Genomic DNA, 21,725 nt, shown 5'->3' with positions numbered 1-21,725 from the left:
CCGGAATCTGATGGTCCGGATGCTAACGAACGGGCAACAAGAGGCTACGTTCAGGCAAACGGCATTTACCGTACGGGTGTTTGTCGTACTGTTTCCCGGTGCGACAGTTGTCCGTCGTTTGGGGAAGCCGCGGACACTCGCCTTCGTCATAGACCACGTGCCAGGGGGGCCCATGAGGCATGTCCGTATTCCTGTGCGGCGAGTGGCCGGAACTTCCTCGGGGGAGACTGTGCCGTCCCGGCGCCTCGGCGACAAGGCCCGGTGGTACCTGCCCGCGGCGCTGACCGCCGACGTCCTCGGCGCCGGGATCCCCGTCGGCCTGGTCTTCGAGGCCGCCGGACAGGACCGCCCGCTCTTCTGCGCGGCCGGCGCGGCACTCGCCTGGACGGCGGTGCAGACGCTCCGCCGCCGCTACGCCGCGCGCGCCCTCGGCGAATCGCGCGGAGTGCTCCCGGTCGTACACGACTGGCTGATTCTCATCGGCGTCCTGGCCGTGGCACGGGCCGCGCTGGACGAGAGCACCCCGCGGCTGGCCGCCCTGGGGGCCCTGCTGCCCGCCCTGCTGATCACCGTCGCCTGCCACAAGCTCACCTACCGGCACCTGTCGGCCGCCCGCCGCGAGGCCCAGGCCGTCAGCCGGGTGCTGGTGGTCGGCGAACCCGGCGCCGCCGACGAGGTCATCGCGCACCTGGCCGCCCGCACCGACCACCCGTACGTGGTGGTCGGGGTGGTCCCGGTCGGCGCCGAACCCCTCACCGGGGGAGTGCCGGTGGCCGGACGGCTCGCCGAGGCGATGCCCCCCGGCCCGGCCGGGGACGCGGACACCGTGCTGGGCGCGGTCGCCAGCCACCACGCCGACCTGGTCCTGGTCGCCCCCGGTCGCCGGATCTCCGGCGACCGGCTGCGCCGGGTCGCCTGGGCCCTGCACGACGCCGGGCTGGAGCTCGCCGTCTTCCCCGGCCTGGTCGAGGTCTCGGTCAAGCGGCTGGAGACCGTCTCGGCCGGCGGGCTCGCCGTGCTGCGGGTCGCGCCCCCGGTCCGCCACGGGCTGCAGCCGCTGCTGAAGTCGGTGCTGGACCGCGGCGGCGCCGGCCTCGGACTGCTGGTGCTGGCCCCGGTGTTCCTCGGCATCGTCACGGCGATCCGGCTGGGCAGCAGGGGACCCGCCTTCTACCGGCAGCGCCGGATAGGACGCGACGGGGTGCCCTTCGTGATGTGGAAGTTCCGCACCATGGTGGTCGACGCGGACAGCCTCAAGGCCGATCTGGCGAGCGCCAACGAGAACGACGGGCTGATGTTCAAGATGCGCCGCGACCCCCGGGTGACCCGGGTGGGCCGGCTGCTGCGCCGCACCTCGCTGGACGAGCTCCCGCAGCTGCTGAACGTGGTGAGCGGACACATGTCCCTGGTCGGGCCGCGGCCGCCGCTGCCCGAGGAGGTGGCCCGCTACGACGAGGTGGAGCTGCGCCGGCTGTCCGTGCGCCCCGGGATGACCGGGCTGTGGCAGATCAGCGGCCGGTCCGACCTCTCCTGGGACGAGACCATCCAGCTCGACCTGCAGTACGTGGACAACTGGTCCTTCACCAGCGACGTCGACGTGATGGGCCGCACGCTCCGCGCCGTGGTCGACGGACGCGGAGCGTACTGAGCCCCTCATGCAGCAGAGGTCCCTCACGCACCCGAGATCAGCGGGCCTGCTCCGCCGTGTCCAGCCACCAGCGGTAGGTGGCCGCGATGCCCTCGCGCAGCCCGATCCCCGGCTTCCAGCCCAGGGAGGTCAGCCGGCTCACGTCGAGCAGCTTGCGCGGGGTCCCGTCCGGCTTGGTGGTGTCCCAGGCCAGCCGGCCGCGGAACCCGGTGACCTCGGCGACGGTCTCGGCGAGCTCCTTGATGGTGAGGTCGTCCCCGCAGCCGATGTTCACCGGCTCGTCCCCGTCGTAGCGCTCCAGCAGCACCGCGCAGGCCGCCGCCAGGTCGTCCACGTGCAGGAACTCCCGGCGAGGGGTGCCCGAACCCCAGAGCACGACCTCCTCGCGGCCCTCGGCCGCGGCCTCGTGGAAGCGGCGCACCAGGGCCGGCAGGACGTGCGAGCTCTCCAGGTCGAAGTTGTCGCCCGGCCCGTACAGATTGGTCGGCATGGCCGAGATGTACGAGGCCCCGTACTGCTTCCGGTAGGACTGCACCTGTACGATGCCGGCGATCTTCGCCAGCGCGTACGCCTCGTTCGTCGGCTCCAGCGGGCCGGTCAGCAGCGACTCCTCGCGGATCGGCTGCGGGGCCAGCTTGGGGTAGATGCAGGAGGAGCCGAGGAACAGCAGCCGGCCCACCCCGGCGGCGTGCGCGCCGCCGATCACGCTGAGCTGGATCCGCAGGTTCTCCTCCAGGAACTGCACCGGATAGGTGCTGTTCGCCATGATCCCGCCGACCTTGGCCGCGGCCAGCACCACGGCGTCCGGGCGGACCTCCGCCAGGAACGCCGCGGTCGCCGCCTCGTCCCGGAGGTCGAGCTCCTGGCGGCTCCGGGTGATCACCTCGTGGCCGTCGGCGGTCAGCCGCCGGACGACCGCGGACCCCACGAGGCCGCGGTGGCCCGCGACGAAGATGCGGGCGTGCGGCGGCAGGTACGACTGCGGATTTGTCATACCGGCGATGATGCCATCGCGCCCGGGCCGTCCGCAGCCGGGTCCACCCCCGGCGGACGCCCCCGCCGGGCCGCCCCGGCCGGAACGGCTCCCGAGCGCGCGTACGATGCCAGCACCCGTATACGGAACCGGTCCGACCGGACGGGACCGGCGGGCCGCCGCACGGGCGGGACACCCCGCACCACCAGCCCGGGGCGCTGCCCCGGACCACACCACGAACACGACAACCCCCGGGGGGAACCCGCATGAGCAAGACCGCGCTGATCACCGGAGTCACCGGCCAGGACGGCTCCTACCTGGCCGAGCTGCTGCTCTCCAAGGGCTACACGGTGCACGGGCTCGTGCGGCGCTCGTCCAGCTTCAACACGGAGCGGATCGACCACATCTACCAGGACCCGCAGACCGCCAACCGGTCCTTCGTCCTGCACCACGCGGACCTCTCCGACGGCGTGGCCCTGGTGAACCTGCTCCGCGACATACGCCCCGACGAGGTCTACAACCTGGGCGCCCAGTCCCATGTCCGGGTCTCCTTCGACGCGCCCCTCTACACCGGTGACGTCACCGGCCTCGGCGCGCTCCGCCTGCTGGAGGCCATCCGGGCCAGCGGGGTGGACACCCGGATCTACCAGGCCTCGTCCTCCGAGATGTTCGGCGCCACCCCGCCGCCGCAGAACGAGGGGACCCCCTTCCACCCGCGCAGCCCGTACGGCGCCGCGAAGGTGTTCGCCTACTGGACCACGGTGAACTACCGCGAGGCGTACGACATGTTCGCGGTGAACGGCATCCTCTTCAACCACGAGTCCCCGCGCCGCGGCGAGACCTTCGTGACCCGCAAGATCACCCGCGCGGTGGCCCGGATCCAGGCCGGTCTCCAGGAGAAGCTCTACCTCGGCAACCTCGACGCCGTCCGCGACTGGGGCTACGCCCCGGAGTACGTGGACGCCATGTGGCGGATGCTCCAGCAGGACGAGCCCACCGACTACGTGGTGGCCACCGGTGTGGCCGCGACCGTCCGCGAGTTCGTGGAGGCCTCCTTCGCGCACGCCGGGCTCGACTGGAACGACCACGTGCGCTACGACCCCAAGTACGAGCGCCCCAGCGAGGTCGACGCCCTCATCGGCGACGCCGGCAAGGCCCATGAACTGCTCGGCTGGAAGCCGACGGTGCTGGTGGAGGAGTTGGCGCGAATCATGGTGGACGCGGACATCCGCCAGGTCGCCGACCAGCTCGCCGGCGTGACGGTCCGCATCGACCGTTAAGGCTGGTTCCATACCTTACGATTGCCGTGTCCTGGTCACCCCCTACAGGGGATGACCAGGACATATCCGCCGTATGTCCGCAGCGCGCCTTCCCCGCCGAACCCCGTACATTCCAACTTGGTATGCAATGGGTCAAGTGTGGTGACCGGGCCCTCATACCGGCCCTAGTCTGCGCCAGTACATATGGCTGTTCGGATAGTTCCAGCCATTCAACCGGGCGAAGCCCTGGGGGGCTCATGCGTAGATCCAGAGGGCTGACTGCTGCCCTCGCCCTGTCACTCGCCGGTGCCGGTACCGGCCTGGGCCTCGTGCTGATGCCCGAGGCGTCGGCCATCACCTCGCCGGTGGCCTTCACCGCCGACGAGCTGCCGACCTGGCAGCCCAACGGCATCGTGTTCGCCATGGCCGAGCACAACGGCACCGTGTTCGCCGGCGGCACCTTCTCCACCGTCCGCCCGCCCGACGCGGCCGGAAGCGGAACCGAGCAGGACGCCGTGAACTTCGTGGCGCTGGACGCCGCGACCGGAGCCCCCACCTCGTGCAAGCTCTCCTTCACCATCGGTGAGGGCTCCGCCACCGTGCGGGCCCTGGTCGTCTCCAAGGACGGCAAGACCCTGTACGCCGGCGGCTACTTCGGCGCCGTCAACGGCACTCCGGTCAGCAGCGTCGCCGCGATCGACATCGCCACCTGCGCCCCGAAGGCCGCCTTCCACCCCGGCTTCCCGGCCACCGTGCGGGCGCTCGCCGTCACCGACGACACCCTGTACGCCGGCGGCGACTTCAACACCGTCGAGGGCCAGGACCGCCAGCGGTTCGCCGCGGTCGACGCCACCACCGGCGCGGTCAAGCCCTTCACCGCCCACGCCGACGAGCCCGGCCGTGCCGTCGAGGTCACCCCCGACGGCAAGAACGTGCTCCTCGGCGGCGACTTCTTCACCGTCAACAACGCGAACTCGCACGCCCTCGCGGTGGTCGACGCCACCACCGGCGCGGTGAAGAAGACGTACGGCAACATCCCGAGCAACTCCGTCGTCAAGGACATATCCACCGACGGCGAGGGCGGCTTCTACACCGGCAACGAGGGCTCCGGCGGTGGCGTCTTCGACGGCCGCATCGGCCTCAACCTCAGCGACTTCTCCGAGAAGTGGCGGGACCGCTGCCTGGGCGCCACCCAGTTCGTGCTGCCCTACGACGGGGTCCTCTACAGCTCCTCGCACGCGCACGACTGCTCCACCGAGCTGGAGTTCCCCGACGGCAAGCGGAACTTCCTGCTCGCCCAGCCGACCAACCACACCGGCACCGCCCCGGCCCCGGTCGACGGCTTCGTCCGCGGCCCCGGCAAGCTCGGCTGGCACCCCGACGCCAACGACGGCATCGGCGAGGGCATCGGCCCGCGCGTCATGGCCGTCTCCGAGAAGGACGCGGTCAAGTACCTGTGGGTCGGCGGTGAGTTCACCCTCATCAACGGCGCCCCGCAGCAGGGCCTGACCCGCTTCGCCTCCACCGGCGACGTCGGCGCCCCGACCACCCCGGTGGCCAGCGCGGGCAGCGTCAAGCCCGGCGAGGCCCAGGTCCGCTGGCGCACCAGCTACGACAAGGACGACAGCAAGCTGACGTACCGGATCTACCGGAACGGCGCCGCGACCCCGATCGCCTCGGTCGTCGCCAGCTCGCTGGAGTGGGAGCGCCCGCAGGCCTCCTGGACCGACACCACGGTGAAGGCCGGCCAGTCGTACACCTACCGGGTGACCGCCACCGACGCCGCGGGCAACACCAGCGCCCTGTCGGCCACCGCCTCGGTGACCGTCCCGGCCACCGTCCAGGCCTACCCGAACCAGGTCCGCGCCGACGGCGCCGAGCTGTACTGGCGCTACGACGACACCGTCAGCCCGTACACCGCCGACTCCTCGGTCTCCGGCAACACCAGCGGCGTGCAGATCAACGCCCCGGCCCTGCGCCAGAGCCCGGGAGCCATCACCGGCTCCAGCACCGCCGTCGCCTTCAACGGCACCGACGAGCAGGTCCACAGCGACCGCCGGCAGACCGTGGGCACCGCGTACACCCTGGAGACCTGGTTCAAGACCAGCACCAACCGCGGTGGCAAGCTGATCGGCTTCGGCAACAACACCAGCCGGAACAGCGGGTCCTACGACAAGCAGATCTACATGACGAACTCGGGTCGCCTCGCGTTCGGCGTGTATGACGGCTCCACCCGCACCATCACCACCGGTCTGTTCGACACGTACAACGACAACAAGTGGCACCACGTGGTCGCCACCCAGGGGCCGTCCGGCATGGCCCTGTACGTGGACGGCAAGAACGAGGGCACCCTCAACCGCACCACCCACCAGTCCTACGCGGGCTACTGGCACGTGGGCGGCGACAACCTGGCCAGCTGGCCGAACCGTCCGACGAGCAACTTCTTCGCCGGACAGATCGACGAGACGGCCGTCTACCCCAGCGCCCTGACCCAGGCCCAGATCAAGAAGCACTACGACCTGGCCAAGGCGCCCACCGAGACGGTCACCGAGGTCTCCGCGGCCGAGGACACCTACATCAACCAGGGTGCCCCCAGCACGGCCTACGGCACGTCCACCTCGCTGGCGGTGCGCGGCACCTCGGCCTACGAGACGTACCTGCGCTTCAACCTCCCGGCGGCCCCCGCCGGCCAGGTCCTGAAGGCGGCCACCCTCCAGATCAAGACCACCACCCAGGCGGGTGCCGGCACGGCCGACAAGGTCTCCGTGGTCCCGGTCACCGGCAGCTGGAGCGGTGCCGGCACCACCTTCAAGACCAAGCCGACCCTCGGCACCACCGAGCTCGGCTCGATCACCGGCGTCGCGGACGGCTCCGCCATCCACAACGTGGACCTGGACACCGCGGCGGTCTCCGCGGTCCTGGGCAGCGGCTACAGCCTGGGCCTGACGAGCACGGGCACCGACCCGCTGTGGATCTGGTCCTCCGAGGCCACGGCGGCGGAGGGAACCCCGCAGCTGATCCTCACCTTCGGCCCGCAGTAACCACGGCCGTACGCAGCTGAACGCGGGGCCCGGCCGACCAGCCGGGCCCCGCGCTCCATCCAGTACCACCCAGTACCACGGGAGCCCTGTGATGTACCGACGCCCGGCAGCGGCTGCTGTCCTGCTGGCCACCGCCCTCACCCTCACCCTGAGCGGATGCAGCTCGGACGGGGACAAGAAAGACGAGCAGGCCGAGGCGAAGCCGCCGGCCGCCTCCTCGGTGCCCGACCCGGCGGACTCCACCCCGCCGCCGTCCTCCGCCGCGCCCTCCCCGGACGCCAAACCGACCGGGCCGGTGCTCCCGGACGCGAAGCTGAAGCCGGTCACCGGCAGCTTCAAGGCGAACGAGAAGGAGTACCTGAAGGGCCGGGTGCCGGAGAAGACGGACCCCGCGGCGGTCCTCCAGACCGGCCAGGAGGCCTGCCAGCGGATCGCGCGGACCGCCAAGCGGGACAAGGACGCGGCGACCGCCTCCGTGGCCTCCGGCGAGATCCAGGGCGCCGCGGCCGCCATCAACCACCTGTGCCCGGAGCAGAAGCCGATCCTGGCCGCGGCCGAGAAGGGCTTCGGCGACGGCACCCGCAAGTCGCCGCGCACCGGCACCTACCGGGCCGTCAACCCCACCCCGGCCTGCACCTGGCAGGCCAAGGGCTCCTCCGGCAAGATCCTGGCCTCCGGCCCGGCCCTCGGCGCCGAACCGGGCTCCCCGATCACCGCGAAGATCCCGTCCGGCACCCGGGAGTTCACCTCCACCGGCTGCTACGCCTGGCTCCCCGCCTGACCCACCCCGCACCCCGCACCACGAACGAGCCCCCCGGCCGCGACCGCGACCGGGGGGCTCTTCCGTCCGGGGAAGGGCGGGGCGCTAGCGGAGGCCGTCGTAGACGTCCAGGAGGGTGTCCAGGACGGAGTCCATGGAGAAGGAGTCCGCGGCCAGGGTGCGGGCGGCGGTGGCGGCCTCGGTGTTGGACGCCGGGTCCAGGAGGTCCAGGACGGCGGCGGCGACCCCCTCGGGGCCCGGGTCCACGGCCCGGCCGGCCCCGGCCGCGGCGATGTCCCGGGCCAGCCCGTTGGAGTGGGTGACCACCGCGGGCACCCCCACCGCGAGCGCCTCCAGCACGGACATCGGGAACGGCTCGTCCACCGAGGGCAGCACGTACACGTGCGCCCGCCGCAGCTCCGCCAGCACCCCGTCGGCCGGCAGGCCGCCGGTGACGGTGAACCGGTCGCCCAGCCCCAGGGCCGCGATCCGGGCCCGGACCGCCGGCAGCTCCCCCTCGTCGGGGCCGGCCACCACGAACTCGGCGTCCGGATGCGCCGCCAGCACGGCCGGCGCCGCGTCCACGAAGTCCACCGGCCGCTTCCGGGACTGCAGGCGCGCCGCGTAGAGGATCCGCGGCGGGCCGGCCGGCGAAGGCCGCTCCGTCTGCGCCGGGACCCCGTTCACCAGCCGGACCGTGTTGGCCAGCGGGGAGCCGGCCACCGCGTCCAGCCCGGTCCGCTCGTGCGGGGTCAGGTACAGCACCGCGCCCGCCCCGCGCAGCAGCCGGCGCACCGCCAGCCCGTCCAGCACCTTCGCCAGGGCCTTGCCACTGGGGTCGACCATGCCGTGGGTCTGGAGGACCAGCGGCCGGCCCGCCCGCAGGGCGGCCAGCGCCACCGGCAGGGTCACCAGGTCCCGGGCCAGGTGCACATGGACCAGGTCGGCCTCCCGGACCAGCCGCCCGGCGGCGGCGAGCAGGGCCGGCGAGGTCATCCCGCTGAAGCCCAGCGGCAGCAGCCGGCGGGCCGGGTACAGCCTCGCCGGGACCCCCTCGACCTCGGTGGGCCAGGGATCGAAGTCCTCGCCGAGGGCGAGCAGGGAGGCCCGGTGGCCGCGCGCCCGCAGCCCGGAGGCCAGGTTCAGCGCCACCCGGACCGGCCCGCCGAAGGCGTTGCGCGGGGAGTGCAGGGTGACCGCGTGCAGGACTCTCACTTGGGCTCCTCCACCGGGCGGCGGCTGCCGTCCGCGGTCTGCAGGGTCAGTTCGGGCAGGTCCTTGTGGACCACGGCCCCGGCTCCGGCCACCGCGTGCCGGCCCACCGTCACCCCGGCCAGCACGGTCGCCCGGACCGCCACCCAGGCGCCGTCCTCGACGGTGATCGGCGCGTTGCGGTAGCGGAAGTCGGCGGCCCGGTGGTCGTGCGAGCCGGTGCACAGCAGCGCCTCCTGGGAGACGCACACGTTCGCCCCGATGGTGACCGGCTCCAGGTTCAGCAGCCAGGCGCCCTCGCCTATCCAGCTGTGGTCGCCGATGCTCAGCTTCCACGGCCACAGCACCCGCACCTTGTGGCGGATGAAGACGCCCTCGCCGACCTTCGCCCCGAAGGCCCGCAGCAGGGCCACCCGCAGCCTGGCCGGGCAGAACCAGGCCATGAACACCGTGTTCAGCACGGCGAACCACAGCGCCTGGGTCAGGAACCCGCGCCCCTTGTCGTATCCGGCCAGCGTGAAGGCAGGAAGATCACGTGCCATGAATGCGCATCCCCATCCGATCGCCCCCCGAGCCGGCGCCTCCCCAGGTGCCGCGCGCTCAGACTAGACTGCGCCCGGTACTGGTACAGGGGTGGGTGGGGTCACGGTGGCAACGGACATACGCAAGCCCCGGACGGCACCCGTCCCCCCCGGCCGGCATCCGGCCGGGGACGAGAGCAGCTGGGGCCGGGTCACCACCCCGCGCACCCTGCTCTCCCGCGCCCTCTCGGTGCCGCTGGCCCTCGGTTTCACCGTGTTCCTGCCGGCGTTCGTGGCGGTCCAGCCCGGCGCGGGCGTCCGGGACGCCGCGTTCTGGCTCCAGCTGGCCCTCGCCATGTACGCGGGGGCCCGGCTCTCGGCGATGGTGCTGACCAGCCGCCGCAAGCTCCTCCAGGGCTCGTTCTGGCTGTTCGTGTACATGGCCATGGGGGTGGCCCCGCTCGCGCAGGCCGTCCTGGGCCAGGTGCCCACCCCGGTGGTCGGCCCCCGGTCCGACCTCACCTGGGCGATCGCCCTGATCATGATCGGCTGCATCCTCTTCGACGTCGGGGTGCTGCTGGCCCGGCACCGGCCGGCCGGCCGGGCCGGCGGCTCGCAGAAGGAACCCCGCCCGGTGATGACCCACCGGCGGCGGCTCCAGCTGCTGACCGTGTTCGCGTTCCTGTGCAGCGCCGTGTTCGTGATGAAGCTGGGCGGTCCGGCGGTCTTCTTCAGCAGCCGGCAGGAGATCATCGCCGGGATCGAGGAGGCCGGGGTCTCCAACGGCGACGGCCAGGCCGGGCAGGCCTTCCTGCGCGGCTTCGGCACCGTCCCCGCGCTGCTGGCCCTGCTGCTGTACACCCGCTGGCTGGTCACCTCGACCTACGCCCGCCGCAAGCCGATGGTGATCGCCACCTGGGCGGCGCTGGCGGCCCTCAACCTGGTCGTGAACAACCCGATCTCCAACCCGCGCTACTGGTTCCTCACCGTGATGTTCGCGCTGCTGTTCACCGTCTTCCCGGTGAGCGCGGCGATGTACCGGGTGGCACTGTCGATGGCCGTGGTGATCGCCCTGCTGGTCTTCCCGTTCGCGGACCGCTTCCGGTACGACGAGAAGAACTACAAGCCGGTGGAGACCACCTCCTTCCTGGAGCCGATGGCGCTGAAGGACTACGACCAGGTCGGCATGTTCGCCAACACCATCACCTTCGCCGAGTCGGGCCCGGGCCACTTCTACGGCCGGCAGATGGCCGGCTCGGTGTTCTTCGCGGTGCCGCGCTCGGTGTGGCCGGGCAAGCCCAGGGACACCGGGGTGATGGTCGGCCAGTGGATGGGCACCGTCAACACCAACCTGTCCTCGCCGATCTGGGCCGAGCTGTGGATCGACTTCGGGCCGGTCGGCATGGGCGGCGGCCTGATGGCCATGGGCTACGCGGCGGCCCGGGTGGACCGCCGCTACGCCAAGCGCGCCACCCGGCGGACCCCTTCGGGATCGCTGATCTCGGTGGTGGTCCCGCTGGTGGCCGGCTATTCCTTCATCCTGCTGCGCGGACCACTGCTCCAGGCCTCGGGACGCGTGGCCATCGCCGCCCTCTGCCTGGCCCTGGTGGCCACCTACCGCACGGACAAGTCCACCACGCTGCGCTGATCGTCCGGTACGGCGGGCAGCCGGGAGACCCGCCACCAGGCGGCGGCCGCCTTGAGGGCCGAGCCGAGGGCCAGGCCCCAGGCGGCTCCGGTGACGCCCCAGGCCGCGTAGCCGCCCAGCAGGAAGGCCACCGACAGCAGGGAGAAGACCACCTGGAGGGAGAGGGTGGCCTTCGGCGCCAGCACCCGCAGGGTCAGCAGGGCGCAGGTGCCCAGTCCCATCACCGCGTACTGGGCGCCGGTGGCGGGGAGCAGCGCGGAGGCGGCCGGCCAGGTGTCGCCGAGGAGCCGGCGGCCCCAGGAGTCGGGCAGGGCGTACAGCAGGGCGGCGACCCCGGCGCCGAGGGTGCCGAGGGCCAGGCCCAGGGCCAGGGTGGCCCGGACCACGGCCCGTTTGCCGGACAGCCGGCCGAGGAACGGCGGGGCGAACGCGTTCGCCGAGTTGAACAGCACGTTCAGCGGCCCGAACAGGGTGGTGGCGCCGCGCAGCGCACCGACGGCGAGCGGGTTGCCGAAGGCGCCCAGGCCGAGGACGGCGAGCTGGCTGGAGCCGTTGCCCACCGCGAACTCGACGACGAACCGCTGTCCCAGGTGCCCGCGGCGCAGATAGGGCCGCAGATCGGCGCGGGCCCCCGCGACGTACGGGCGCAGCAGTGCGATGCCCAGCAGCAGGGCGGGCAGCGCGGAGATCCCCCACACCAGCACCAGCCGGGCCGCGGAGGCCCCTTCGGGCTGTCCGGCGAGGGCGGCGACCACGCACAGCAGCCGCAGCGAGTCGGCTGCCAGGGCCCGCTGGGGCAGCCGGAGCGCGGAGAAGCAGTACCGCAGCCCGTCCTGGAGGAGGACGAGCGGGAGGACCAGGCCGAGGGCGAGGAAGGCCGCCCCGGTCGGTCCGGGCAGGGCCGCGCCGACGGCCGCCAGGACCAGTCCGGCGGCGGCCGAGGCCGCGCCGGTGAAGAGGAGGGCGGACCGGCAGACCGGGGCCAGGCGTTCGGCGGCCTTCTCCAGCACCACGGTCTGGCCCACATAGGCCATGTTGAGGCCCAGCAGCACGCTGAAGGCCACGTAGACCATCGAGAAGGCGGCGAACCCGGAGGCCGAGGACAGCCGGGCGGCCAGCACCAGCACCAGGATGTTGGTGGCGCTGGACGCGGCCTGGTCCAGCACGGAGGCGACGGCGGCGAGCCCCCGCCGGCTCACCGCTGGCCCGTACGCACCGTGCGCAGCGCCACCGTGTCCGTGCCGTCCCCCGGGATGTGCTGCTCGGGCGGCAGGGTCCGGGCGGCGGCCGGCGGGGCCGGGGCCGCGGCGGCCGCCGGGGCGGTGGGCAGGGCCGGGCGGCGCAGGCCCTTGCCGCGCTTCTCGCCGGGCAGCGGCCCGTGCAGCACCGCGCCGAGCACGGTGCCGCCGGCCCCGCTGATCAGTTCGCGGATCCGGGCCAGGTCGGTGCGGTGCACGGCCCGCGGGTCGCAGACCACCAGGACCCCGTCGACCCGGTCGACGAGGGCGAGGGCGTCGGCGTAGGAGAGCACCGGCGGGGCCAGTACCACCACGGTGGAGTTGGGGGAGTCGGCCTCGGAGATGAGCCGGCTGGCCCGGGGCGAGGTCAGGGCGCGGGGCACGTTGCGGACGCGTTCGCCGGGGATCAGGTCGAAGGAGCCGGACTCCCCGGCGTCCACGGCGAGCTGCCGGCCGTCCGGCCAGTCGGGCTCGGCCGAGCCGGGGTTGCCCATCTGGCTCCACCGGGGCCGCCCGCCGGCGTCGGTGCGCAGCTGGCTGGCCAGCACCGGGGTCCGCAGGTCGGCCTCGATCAGCAGGACGTCCTTGCCGGTCTCGGCGAAGGAGGCGGCCAGGTTCACGGCCACCGCGGCGGCGGTCTCGCTGGAGCCGCGGGGGGCGACGACCAGCAGGCGGCGCCGGTCGGCGAACCGGGAGTCGTAGGCCAGCCGGAAGGCCACCGAGCGGTACTCCTCGGCGAGCCGGGGGTCGGCCTCGCCGGCCGCCAGCAGCGGTCCGCCGCCGGTCTTGTCCCGGGGCAGGGTGCCGAGCACGGGGGCGCGCAGGGCGCGGGAGACGTCGCCGTCGGAGCGGGGCGAGGGGTCGAACACCAGCCGCACCCAGGCGGCGAGCAGGCCGAGGGCCAGTCCGACGGCTCCGCCCATGGCCAGGGACAGCGGGAGGCCCGGTCCGTCGGCGTGGCCCGGCGGGGTGGCGGTGCTGTTGACCCGGCCGGCCGTCATGTCGAGGGACTTCAGGCTGGATATCTCACTGCTGATCTTGTTGATCCGGGACAGCAGGTCGGCCTTGGTGGTGAACAGGGAGTCGCGGGCCGGACCGTCGGGGAGCCGCTTGATGTCCTTGTCGGTCTCGTCGTGCCGCTTGGCGATCGGGTTCAGCAGCTCCTGGTTGTTCTTCACCATCGCGTCGCGGGTGGCGTCGTTGTCGAGCTGCTTCTTCTTCAGATAGGCCTCGGTGAGCGCGTTGGCGCGCTTCGCGGCCTCCACCCGGTCCGTCGAGGTGTACGTGAACCGCAGGATGAGGCTCTGCGGCGGGTTGGTGACCTGGAGTCCGGTCCGCAGCGCCTGCACCCCGGAGTCCGGGACGCCCAGTTCCTTCGCGGCGAGCGAGGCCACCGAGCGGCTCAGGGCCGTCTGGCGTTCCGAGCCCACGTTGATCGCCTTGTCGGCGGCGATGGAGGGGTTGAACGGGTCCATGCTCGGGGCCCGCAGGAAGACCTCCGAGGTGGCCACGTAGGTGTCCGCCGTCGATATGCCGAGGTAGACACCGCCCAGCAGGCCCACGCCGATGCCGGCCCCGATGAGCTTGCGGTAGCGGGTGAGCTGCCGGAACTGGTCCCTGAGGAGATCGGGTTCGTCCTCGGCCGGTGTCGCCGCCGGGCGGTGCGTCTCGGTCACGGCCGGGTTCCCCCAAGTACTTCGTCGATCAGTGCGTCGATGCGGGCCAGTCCCGCCTCGCGGCTCAGGTGTGCCGCGACGTGCCGGGGACCGGCCGCTCGCAGTGCGTCCGCGTGGCCCGGGTCCTCCGCCAGTGACCGCACGGCCTTCAGCAGCGCCTGCGGGTCCTCCGGCGGTACGAGCACCCCGGCGCCCGAACGCTCGACCTCCTGGGCGGTGCCGCCCTCGGCCGCCACGGAGGCGACCACGGGCCGGCCGGCCGCGAAGTAGGAGGTGAGCTTCGAGGGCACGCTCATGTCCAGGACGGCCGCGTGCTGCGTGACCGCGAGCACGTCCGCCGCAGCGAGGATATCCGGGAAGGCGCCGTCGGCGGCAGGGGGGATGATGTCAAGGTTCGGTACATCCGCCGACAGCTCGGCCAGCGCGGCGCGCTGACTGCCGTCGCCCATCAGGACGAAACGGACGTCCGGGTCCAGTCGGGCGGCGCCCACCAGGACTTCGAGGCCCTGCTTGAGGCCCATGTTCCCGGAGTGCAGGACCACGGTCTGGCCGGGGGCCCAGCCCAGGTGGCGGCGGGTCTCCCCGCGCGGCTTGGTGGGGGAGGGCACATGGGACCAGTTGGGCACCAGGCGTATCTTCGCCGGGTCCACGCCCATGCCGACGACCCGGTCCACGAAGGTCTCGTGGATCACACCGACCAGGGTGGCCCGCTTCAGCGCGTAGGCCTCCGCCCGGCCGGCCACCGCGGCCGCCTTGTCGCCGCCGCTGATCCCGCTCTGTGCCGCGGCCGCGCCCATCAGGTCCTGGACCACCGGGACGTACGGCACCTTCCAGCGGGCGGCCAGCCGGGCGGCCAGCACCCCGCCGGCCAGGCTGGGCATCTGGGCGAGGATCGCGTCCGGCCTGGGCATCCGGGGCGGGGCGACCGCACCGTGCAGCAGGATCGATCCTTCGAACAGGGCCCGCTTCACGGCGGTCTGCCGCGCCGGAACGGTGTGCGCGCGCCGGTGCACGGTCACCCCCGCGCGCTCCTCGGTGCGCCGGAGCGCACCCTTGTACTCCGGCTCAAGCGACCACGCGGGATAGTGCGGCATACCGGCGAACACATGCGCCTCATGGCCGGAATTCGCCCAATGTTCGGCGATCTGGGTCGCGTACGGCCCGATTCCCGCGTGTTCGGGAGCGTAATTGGTGGAAACCAGCAGCAGGCGCCGGTGACCGGATGTGGACACTGAAGGTCCCCTTCCCCGCTGATCGATGCGCACGCCACCCTAATCGTTCACCCGCACGGTGCGGAACGTGCACGCTATTGTCTGCTAATCCACCGCACTGGGGAGTGCGGTCCCTGGGGGGTAACAGATGACGGAGCAGGACATGTCCGACCTTGGCGCGCCCGCGCGCAGGCCCTACCGCGTGGGCTACGCGCCGGGAGCATACGATCTGTTCCATATAGGACATCTCAATATCCTTCGGCACGCCCGGAGTCAGTGCGACTACCTGGTGGCCGGAGTGGTCTCCGACGAGATGGCCGAGCGCGCCAAGGGGCGCCGCCCGATGATCCCGCTGGTCGAACGTCTGGAGATCGTCCGCAGCGTCAAGTACGTCGACGCCGCCTTCGTCGAGACGGTTCCCGACAAGGTCGAGACCTGGAAGCAGGTCCGCTTCGACGTGATCTTCAAGGGCGACGACTGGCGGGGCACCCCCAAGGGGGACAGGCTGGAGGCGGACTTCGCCGAGGTCGGGGTGGACGTCGTCTACTTCCCGTACACCGTGCACACCTCCAGCACCCAGCTGCGCCGGGCACTGGACGCGCTCGCCGGCCCGCAGCCGGAGCTCACCGCCGAACTGCGCTGAGCTCCCGGAACCACTTGGTGAGGAAGGCCGCCAGGAACAGGGCGGCCACCGCCCCCAGGCCCGCGTACGCCCAGGCGAACACCTCGGCCCCGCCCAGCAGCAGGAACACCAGGCAGAACACCCCGTAGTCCACCGGCAGCAGGGCCACGGCGCGCAGGGTCGACGGCGCGGCGGGGGCCTCGCCGGGGGCGGGCTTCGGCTTCAGCTTCTCGGTGAGCAGCCCGCCGAAGAAGGTCACCACCGAGGCGAGCTGGAAGCCGAGGGGCACCAGCAGCCAGCCCTCGCCGGAGAGCCCGTACTCCTCCGGGAACCGGTAGAACGCGATCAGCACACAGCTGTGCAGCGCGGTGAGCTTGGCGCAGTCCACCACGTGGTCCAGCCACTCGCCCGCGGCGCTGCCGCCGCCCCGCAGCCGGGCCAGCTGGCCGTCCGCCGAATCGAAGGCGAACCCGACGGCCAGCGCCGCCCAGACCGCCGCGCCCAGCCCCCACGAGGGCGCGCACAGGGCGACCGCGGCCGCCGCCGCGAAGCTGAAACCGGCGCTGATCAGGGTCACCTGGTTCGGGGTGAGTCCCATCGCGTGGCTCACGGCGGCCAGGTACCGGCCGGCCGGGCGGTTCACGTAGCGCGAGTACAGCGACACGCCCTTCGCCGATTTCTGCGCGCCCCGCAGCTCTCTCAGCGCCGTCCCTACCGTCGCCATCGCACACACACCCCTCGTCCCCGCACCGGCCCCCGATCGCACACATCATCGCAGGACGAATGAATGCCCCCGGGACGGATGTTCCCGCACGTCCGGAACGAGAAGTACGCCCAGGTTCGCGGCCGCCACCAGGCCCGCGCCCACCAGCAGCGGGACGGTGGTGCCGGCCGCGGCGGCCAGCGGGGCCGCCACCGCCAGGCCCAGCGGCCGGGCGGCGAAGGAGATCAGGGTGTCGAAGGAGCCGACCCGGCCCAGGGCCTCGGCCGGCACCCGCTGCTGGAGCACCGTCTCCCAGAGCGGGCTGAGCAGGCCCACCCCGCCGAGCCCGATGAAGTACGCCGCGGCGACCACCGGCACGGGCAGCCGCAGCCCCAGCGCGGCCAGCGTCAGCGCGGAGGCGGCGGAGGCCACCGCCACCCAGACCAGCGGGCGCCGCACCGGCAGCCGGCCGGCCGCCCAGGCCCCGGCGAGCAGACCGGCCGTCCCGGACTGGGCGATCACCACCCAGGAGGAGGCCCCGCCGAGCGACTCGACGGCGATCACCGGGCCGAGGGCGAGCAGCAGTCCGGCCGTCAGGTGCCAGACCCCGTGGCCGAGCACATTGGCCAGGAACCACGGGTGGCGCCGGGTCTCGGCCCATCCCTCGCGGAGCTCGGCCAGGAATCCGGCGGGCTCGGCGGCGGCCGGCCGCTCGGTCCGCAGCCCGCCGAGGGTGACGGCGGAGAGCGCGAACAGCGCCCCGGTCAGCAGCGAGGACCAGCCGGGCCCGACGGCGAGCATCAGGGCCCCGGCCGCGCCGGGCCCGGCCACCGTGGCGAGCCCCTGGGCCACCATCAGCCGGGAGTTGGCGCGCAGCCGCTCCGGTCCGGCGACCACGGCGGCCACCAGGGTCCGGGCGGAGGGGTTCCCGAAGGCGACGGCGGCCCCGGTCACCGCCGAGAGCGCGGCCAGCTCCGGGATCCGGACCGGTCCGGTGAGCAGCAGGGTGCCGATGGCGAGTTGGGCGGCCGCCCTGACCAGGTCGGCGGCGAGCACCACCCGGCGGGGCGGGAACCGGTCGGCGACCACTCCGGCGACGGGCAGCAGGAGCAGCATCGGGACCATCTCGCAGGCGAGCACCAGGCCGAGGTCACCGGCCGATCCGGTGCGGACCACCGCCAGGGTGAGGGTGGTGGGGATCAGTGCGGTGGCGAACGCGGCGAAGGTGCGGCCCGCGAGCAGTCGCCAGATCTTCGGGGTCATCCCCGCAGGCTATTTCGGCACCGGTCCCGAAACCATGGCCCCCCGGGAGCGGGTCCCGCCCGGCCCGGCGGCCGTCGGGCGCCGCCCCGACCCCGCCGGGCCGCTCGCGCTCAGTCCACCACCTTCAGCAGCAGCACCGAACGGGCCGGCACGGTGATCGGCACCCCGCCCCGGCACCGGACCCCCGGCCCCGCCGACTGGTCCTCCCGCGAGGTGTCCAGCACCACCTCGTAGGAGGATGCCCACGGCGGACCCGGTGGGGTCCACGACACCGGCCGGTCCCCGGAGTGCAGCAGCGCCAGGAAGCTGTCGTCCGTCACCTGCCGCCCCCGCTCGTCCCGGCCCGGGATGTCCCGCCCCGACAGGTAGAGGCCCAGCCCGGCCGCCGGCGCGTACCAGTCCCGCTCCGTCATCTCGGTGCCCGCCGGAGTGAACCAGGCCAGGTCCCGCAGCCCGTCCGCCCCCTGCGCCTGCCCGGAGAAGAACGCCCGCCGCCGCAGCACCGGATGACGGCGGCGCAGCTCCAGCAGCCGTCTGGCCAGCGTGAACAGGTTCAGCCAGGCCGGCTCCTCCAGCAGCGACCAGTCCACCCAGCCGGTCTCGTTGTCCTGGCAGTAGGCGTTGTTGTTGCCGCCCTGGGTGCGGCCGAACTCGTCCCCCGCCACCAGCATCGGCACCCCGGTCGACAGCAGCAGGGTGGTCAGCAGGTTCCGCAGCTGCCGCCGCCGCAGCGCCTGGATCCGGGGCTCCGCCCCGCCCGGCGGATCCCCCTCCACCCCGCAGTTCCAGGACCGGTTGTCGTTGGTGCCGTCCCGGTTCTCCTCCCCGTTCGCCTCGTTGTGCTTGCGCTCGTAGCTCACCAGGTCCCGCAGGGTGAAACCGTCGTGCGCGGTCACGAAGTTCACCGAGGCGTACGGCCGCCGGCCGCCCCAGGCGTAGAGGTCGCTGGACCCGGACAGCCGGTACCCCAGGTCCCGTACGTCCGGCAGCGCGCCCCGCCAGAAGTCCCGCACCGAGTCCCGGTACCGGTCGTTCCACTCCGTCCACATCGGCGGGAAGGACCCCACCTGGTAGCCCCCCGAGCCCACGTCCCAGGGCTCGGCGATCAGCTTCACCCGCCGCAGCACCGGATCCTGGGCGATCACCGCCAGGAACGGCGACAGCATGTCCACGTCGTGCATGGAGCGGGCCAGCGCGGCCGCCAGGTCGAAGCGGAAGCCGTCCACCCCCATCTCCGTCACCCAGTACCGCAGCGAGTCCGTGATCAGCCGCAGCACGTGCGGGCGGCCCGCGTGCAGGGTGTTGCCGCAGCCCGTGTAGTCGGCGTAGCGCCGCTGGTCGGACGGCAGCCGGTAGTAGCCCCGGTTGTCGATCCCGCGCAGCGACAGCGTCGGACCGAGCTCCCCGGCCTCCGCCGTGTGGTTGTAGACCACGTCGAGGATCACCTCGATCCCGGCCGCGTGCAGCGCCCGCACCATCCGCTTGAACTCGCCGACCTGCTGGCCGGCCGTCCCCGAGGAGGAGTAGCCGGCGTGCGGGGCGAAGTAGCCGATGGAGTTGTAGCCCCAGTGGTTCCTCAGCCCGCGCCGCAGCAGATGGTCCTCGTGCGCGAACTGGTGCACCGGCAGCAGCTCCACCGCCGTCACCCCCAGCGAGGTCAGGTGCTCGATCGCCGCCGGGTGCGCCAGCCCCGCGTAGGTGCCCCGCAGCTCCTCCGGGATCCCCGGGTGCCGCATGGTGAACCCGCGCACGTGCAGCTCGTAGATCACCGTGTCCGACCAGGGGGTCTTCGGCCGGACGTCGTCCGCCCAGTCGTCGTCGTCGTGCACCACCACCCCCTTGGGCACGAACGGCGCCGAGTCCCGGTCGTCCCGCACCGTGTCCGCGATGTACTGCTGCGGCCAGTCCCGGACGTGCCCGTACACCTCCGGCGGCAGCCGGAAGTCCCCGTCCACCGCACGCGCGTACGGATCCAGCAACAGCTTCGCCGGATTGAACCGGGACCCCGTCCAGGGGTCCCAGCGGCCGTGCACCCGGAACCCGTACCGCTGCCCCGGACCCACCCCCGGCAGGAAGCCGTGCCAGATCTCGTGGGTCAGCTCGGTCAGCGCGCAGCGGGTCTCCGCGCCCGGCCCGTCCCGGTCCTCGAACAGGCACAGCTCCACCGCCTCCGCGCCCGGCGCCCACAGCGCGAAGTTGGTTCCCACGACCCCGTCGGGACCGGCCCTGTAGCGGGCCCCCAGCGGATGTGAGGAACCGGGCCACACCGCCGGCCCGGCCGCGGGCCCCGCCCCGGGCCCCGGCCGGGCGGCCGCCCGCACGGAATCCTGCTGCCGGGGCACGGCCCCCGCCTGACCGCCCTCGGCCACCTCTTGCTCGGCTGCGCTCGACACCTGCCCGCCTCCACGGCTTGCGAAGGCCACGACGGCGGCGGGTAAGCGGCCCCGGCGTCCCGGCCAGGGCCCGCCCCGTCTGGTCCTTCCCCCTGTTCTGCCCGGACTGCTCGACCCGGAACGTGCGCCGCGCCCACGTTTCCCCGACAGGGCCCGGTCGTTGGACGGTCCGTGAGACTTCTGACGTCCGAACGGGCGAAGCGGGCAGCGGCGGGCGTGGCCGCCGTGGTGGCGTGGGCGGGGCTGCTCGGAGGGCTGGCCGGCTGCACCGCGGACGGCCGGTCCCCGGTGGAGATCCAGCTGCCCGGCAAACCCCGGTCCCCGGAGGAGGCCATCCGGATCACCCCGGCCGACAACGCCAAGGCCGTCCCCGCCGACGGCCCGCTGAACGTCAGCGTGCCGGAGGGCCGGCTGGAGCGGGTGGTGGTCACCAAGGTGGAGGACGCCCAGGAGGAGCGGGTGCCGGGGGCCATCGCCGAGGACGGGCTCAGCTGGAGCCCCGACCCGGAGTACGGCAAGCTCGCGCTGGCCGCCAAGTACACCGTGGACGCCGTGGCCGTCGACGGCCACGACCGCCGCCAGGCCCGGCACACCACCTTCACCACCTATGTCCCCGAGGAGCGGTTCATCGGCTACTTCAAGCCCGAGAACCGCTCCACCGTCGGCACCGGCATGATCGTCTCCTTCCGCTTCAACCGGTCCATCGAGAACCGGGCCGAGGTGGAACGCGCCATCACCGTCACCGCCCGCCCGGCCACCGAGGTCGTCGGCCACTGGTTCGGCGACGACCGGCTCGACTTCCGCCCCAAGCAGTACTGGAAGCCCGGCACCCAGGTCACCGTCCGGATGGACCTCCGCGACGTCGAGGGCGCCCGCGGCTCCTACGGCATCCAGGACAAGACCGTCCGCTTCACCGTGGGCCGCCACCAGGTCTCCACCGTGGACGCCGCCGAGCACACCATGACCGTCCGCCGCGACGGCGAGGTCCTCTCCACCGTCCCGATCAGCGCCGGGGCGCCCAAGACCACCACCTACAACGGCAAGATGGTGGTGATGGAGATGTTCGACGTCACCCGCATGAACGGCGCCACCGTCGGCTTCACCAGCGAGGACGGCAAGGGGGAGTACGACATCCCGGACGTCCCGCACGCCATGCGGCTCACCGCCTCCGGCACCTTCCTGCACGGGAACTACTGGGCCAGCCCCGACACCTTCGGCTCCCTCAACACCAGCCACGGCTGCGTGGGCCTGCGCGACAGCAAGGGCGGCGGCTCCGACACCCCGGCCGGCTGGTTCTTCGACCGGACGCTGGTCGGGGACGTGGTCGAGGTGGTCAACTCCCAGGACAAGACCGTCGCCGCCGACAACGGACTGGGCGGCTGGAACCTCTCCTGGGTGGACTGGATCGCCGGCTCCGCGATCACCTGAGCCCCCGCACCGCACCGCACCGCCCCGCACCGCCCCCCGGAAGGGTGATTCGTGTGATCGCTTTGCCGTAGCGGGCGAGTGTCCTCCCGCACCCCCGTCCCGCCCTGCGCCCAGCTTGTCCAGAGCACC

At 72.9% G+C, this 21,725-nt stretch carries 16 protein-coding genes; 7 read left to right on the top strand and 9 right to left on the bottom strand.

The window, feature by feature from the left end; translation table 11 throughout:
- Positions 1-172 precede the first annotated feature (172 nt).
- Positions 173-1,648, top strand: coding sequence for a sugar transferase (locus tag ACZ50K_RS07625; protein ID WP_468898780.1), 1,476 nt, complete (start codon positions 173-175; stop codon positions 1,646-1,648).
- A gap of 37 nt (positions 1,649-1,685) precedes the next feature.
- Here ACZ50K_RS07625 and ACZ50K_RS07620 read toward each other — a convergent pair whose 3' ends face one another.
- Positions 1,686-2,642, bottom strand: coding sequence for a GDP-L-fucose synthase family protein (locus tag ACZ50K_RS07620; protein WP_468898778.1), 957 nt, complete (start codon positions 2,640-2,642; stop codon positions 1,686-1,688).
- A 245-nt stretch (positions 2,643-2,887) separates the two neighbouring features.
- Between ACZ50K_RS07620 and gmd the strand changes: the two genes are divergently transcribed.
- The 3 genes from gmd to ACZ50K_RS07605 all read left to right on the top strand — a co-directional run bounded on the left by gmd (position 2,888) and on the right by ACZ50K_RS07605 (position 7,702).
- Positions 2,888-3,901 carry a GDP-mannose 4,6-dehydratase gene (gene gmd, locus ACZ50K_RS07615; protein WP_468898775.1) on the top strand — a complete coding sequence of 338 codons (1,014 nt, stop codon included), beginning with the start codon at positions 2,888-2,890 and terminating at the stop codon, positions 3,899-3,901.
- Between the two features lie 236 nt (positions 3,902-4,137).
- Positions 4,138-6,921: a CBM96 family carbohydrate-binding protein gene (locus ACZ50K_RS07610; protein WP_468898773.1), complete on the top strand. Its 2,784-nt coding sequence runs from the start codon at positions 4,138-4,140 to the stop codon at positions 6,919-6,921.
- 91 nt (positions 6,922-7,012) lie between these two features.
- Positions 7,013-7,702 (top strand): hypothetical protein, encoded by a 690-nt coding sequence (locus ACZ50K_RS07605; RefSeq protein WP_468898770.1) that lies wholly within the window; start codon positions 7,013-7,015, stop codon positions 7,700-7,702.
- A gap of 84 nt (positions 7,703-7,786) precedes the next feature.
- Here ACZ50K_RS07605 and ACZ50K_RS07600 read toward each other — a convergent pair whose 3' ends face one another.
- A complete protein-coding gene (locus tag ACZ50K_RS07600) occupies positions 7,787-8,896 on the bottom strand; it encodes a glycosyltransferase (RefSeq protein WP_468898767.1) in 1,110 nt (369 codons plus the stop codon).
- Positions 8,893-9,435, bottom strand: a complete 543-nt coding sequence (locus tag ACZ50K_RS07595) for a WcaF family extracellular polysaccharide biosynthesis acetyltransferase (RefSeq protein ID WP_468898765.1) — start codon at positions 9,433-9,435, stop codon at positions 8,893-8,895. Before ACZ50K_RS07595 ends, ACZ50K_RS07600 begins: the two co-directional genes overlap by 4 nt.
- A 106-nt stretch (positions 9,436-9,541) precedes the next feature.
- Here ACZ50K_RS07595 and ACZ50K_RS07590 point away from each other — a divergent pair, with 106 nt between their 5' ends.
- Complete coding sequence (locus ACZ50K_RS07590; protein ID WP_468898763.1) at positions 9,542-11,062, top strand: hypothetical protein; 1,521 nt, start codon at positions 9,542-9,544, stop codon at positions 11,060-11,062.
- Here ACZ50K_RS07590 and ACZ50K_RS07585 read toward each other — a convergent pair.
- Genes ACZ50K_RS07585 through ACZ50K_RS07575 form a run of 3 tightly spaced genes read right to left on the bottom strand, consistent with a single transcriptional unit; the run spans position 11,029 to position 15,178 of the window.
- Positions 11,029-12,261 carry an MATE family efflux transporter gene (locus tag ACZ50K_RS07585; RefSeq protein ID WP_468898760.1) on the bottom strand — a complete coding sequence of 411 codons (1,233 nt, stop codon included), beginning with the start codon at positions 12,259-12,261 and terminating at the stop codon, positions 11,029-11,031. The two genes, ACZ50K_RS07590 and ACZ50K_RS07585, sit on opposite strands and share 34 nt — an antisense overlap.
- The gene (locus ACZ50K_RS07580) at positions 12,258-13,976 is read right to left on the bottom strand and encodes a lipopolysaccharide biosynthesis protein (RefSeq protein ID WP_468898757.1); all 1,719 of its coding nucleotides are present in this window, start codon (positions 13,974-13,976) and stop codon (positions 12,258-12,260) included. The genes ACZ50K_RS07585 and ACZ50K_RS07580 overlap by 4 nt, the downstream gene beginning before the upstream one ends.
- Complete coding sequence (locus ACZ50K_RS07575; protein ID WP_468899865.1) at positions 13,973-15,178, bottom strand: glycosyltransferase; 1,206 nt, start codon at positions 15,176-15,178, stop codon at positions 13,973-13,975. Before ACZ50K_RS07575 ends, ACZ50K_RS07580 begins: the two co-directional genes overlap by 4 nt.
- 172 nt (positions 15,179-15,350) lie before the next feature.
- On the opposite strand from ACZ50K_RS07575, the gene ACZ50K_RS07570 reads away from it, so the two are divergent.
- Positions 15,351-15,830 (top strand): FAD synthase family protein, encoded by a 480-nt coding sequence (locus ACZ50K_RS07570; protein WP_468899863.1) that lies wholly within the window; start codon positions 15,351-15,353, stop codon positions 15,828-15,830.
- Here ACZ50K_RS07570 and ACZ50K_RS07565 read toward each other — a convergent pair.
- The 3 genes from ACZ50K_RS07565 to glgX all read right to left on the bottom strand — a co-directional run bounded on the left by ACZ50K_RS07565 (position 15,811) and on the right by glgX (position 20,168).
- On the bottom strand, positions 15,811-16,533 hold the full coding sequence (locus ACZ50K_RS07565) for a CDP-alcohol phosphatidyltransferase family protein (RefSeq protein ID WP_468898755.1): 723 nt from the start codon (positions 16,531-16,533) through the stop codon (positions 15,811-15,813). The two genes, ACZ50K_RS07570 and ACZ50K_RS07565, sit on opposite strands and share 20 nt — an antisense overlap.
- A gap of 45 nt (positions 16,534-16,578) precedes the next feature.
- Entirely contained in the window at positions 16,579-17,775 is a 1,197-nt protein-coding gene (locus ACZ50K_RS07560; protein WP_468898753.1) for an MFS transporter, read from the bottom strand.
- Between the two features lie 110 nt (positions 17,776-17,885).
- Positions 17,886-20,168, bottom strand: a complete 2,283-nt coding sequence (gene glgX / locus ACZ50K_RS07555; protein WP_468898751.1) for a glycogen debranching protein GlgX — start codon at positions 20,166-20,168, stop codon at positions 17,886-17,888.
- Positions 20,169-20,339: 171 nt separating this feature from the next.
- Between glgX and ACZ50K_RS07550 the strand changes: the two genes are divergently transcribed.
- A complete protein-coding gene (locus tag ACZ50K_RS07550; protein WP_468898748.1) occupies positions 20,340-21,596 on the top strand; it encodes a L,D-transpeptidase in 1,257 nt (418 codons plus the stop codon).
- Positions 21,597-21,725: the final 129 nt, after the last annotated feature.

The organism is Streptomyces sp. NPDC033845, assembly GCF_055576225.1.
Note: the sequence above shows the minus strand (reverse complement) of the source record. Positions and strands in the feature narration are given on the sequence as shown.

Coding starts and splice junctions, on each gene's coding strand:
- ACZ50K_RS07560 (WP_468898753.1), bottom strand. CDS start 17,775: ATGACCCCGAAGATCTGGCGACTGCTCGCGGGCCGCACCTTCGCCGCG.
- ACZ50K_RS07595 (WP_468898765.1), bottom strand. CDS start 9,435: ATGGCACGTGATCTTCCTGCCTTCACGCTGGCCGGATACGACAAGGGG.
- ACZ50K_RS07610 (WP_468898773.1), top strand. CDS start 4,138: ATGCGTAGATCCAGAGGGCTGACTGCTGCCCTCGCCCTGTCACTCGCC.
- ACZ50K_RS07565 (WP_468898755.1), bottom strand. CDS start 16,533: ATGGCGACGGTAGGGACGGCGCTGAGAGAGCTGCGGGGCGCGCAGAAA.
- ACZ50K_RS07605 (WP_468898770.1), top strand. CDS start 7,013: ATGTACCGACGCCCGGCAGCGGCTGCTGTCCTGCTGGCCACCGCCCTC.
- ACZ50K_RS07620 (WP_468898778.1), bottom strand. CDS start 2,642: ATGACAAATCCGCAGTCGTACCTGCCGCCGCACGCCCGCATCTTCGTC.
- gmd (WP_468898775.1), top strand. CDS start 2,888: ATGAGCAAGACCGCGCTGATCACCGGAGTCACCGGCCAGGACGGCTCC.
- ACZ50K_RS07570 (WP_468899863.1), top strand. CDS start 15,351: ATGTCCGACCTTGGCGCGCCCGCGCGCAGGCCCTACCGCGTGGGCTAC.
- ACZ50K_RS07625 (WP_468898780.1), top strand. CDS start 173: ATGAGGCATGTCCGTATTCCTGTGCGGCGAGTGGCCGGAACTTCCTCG.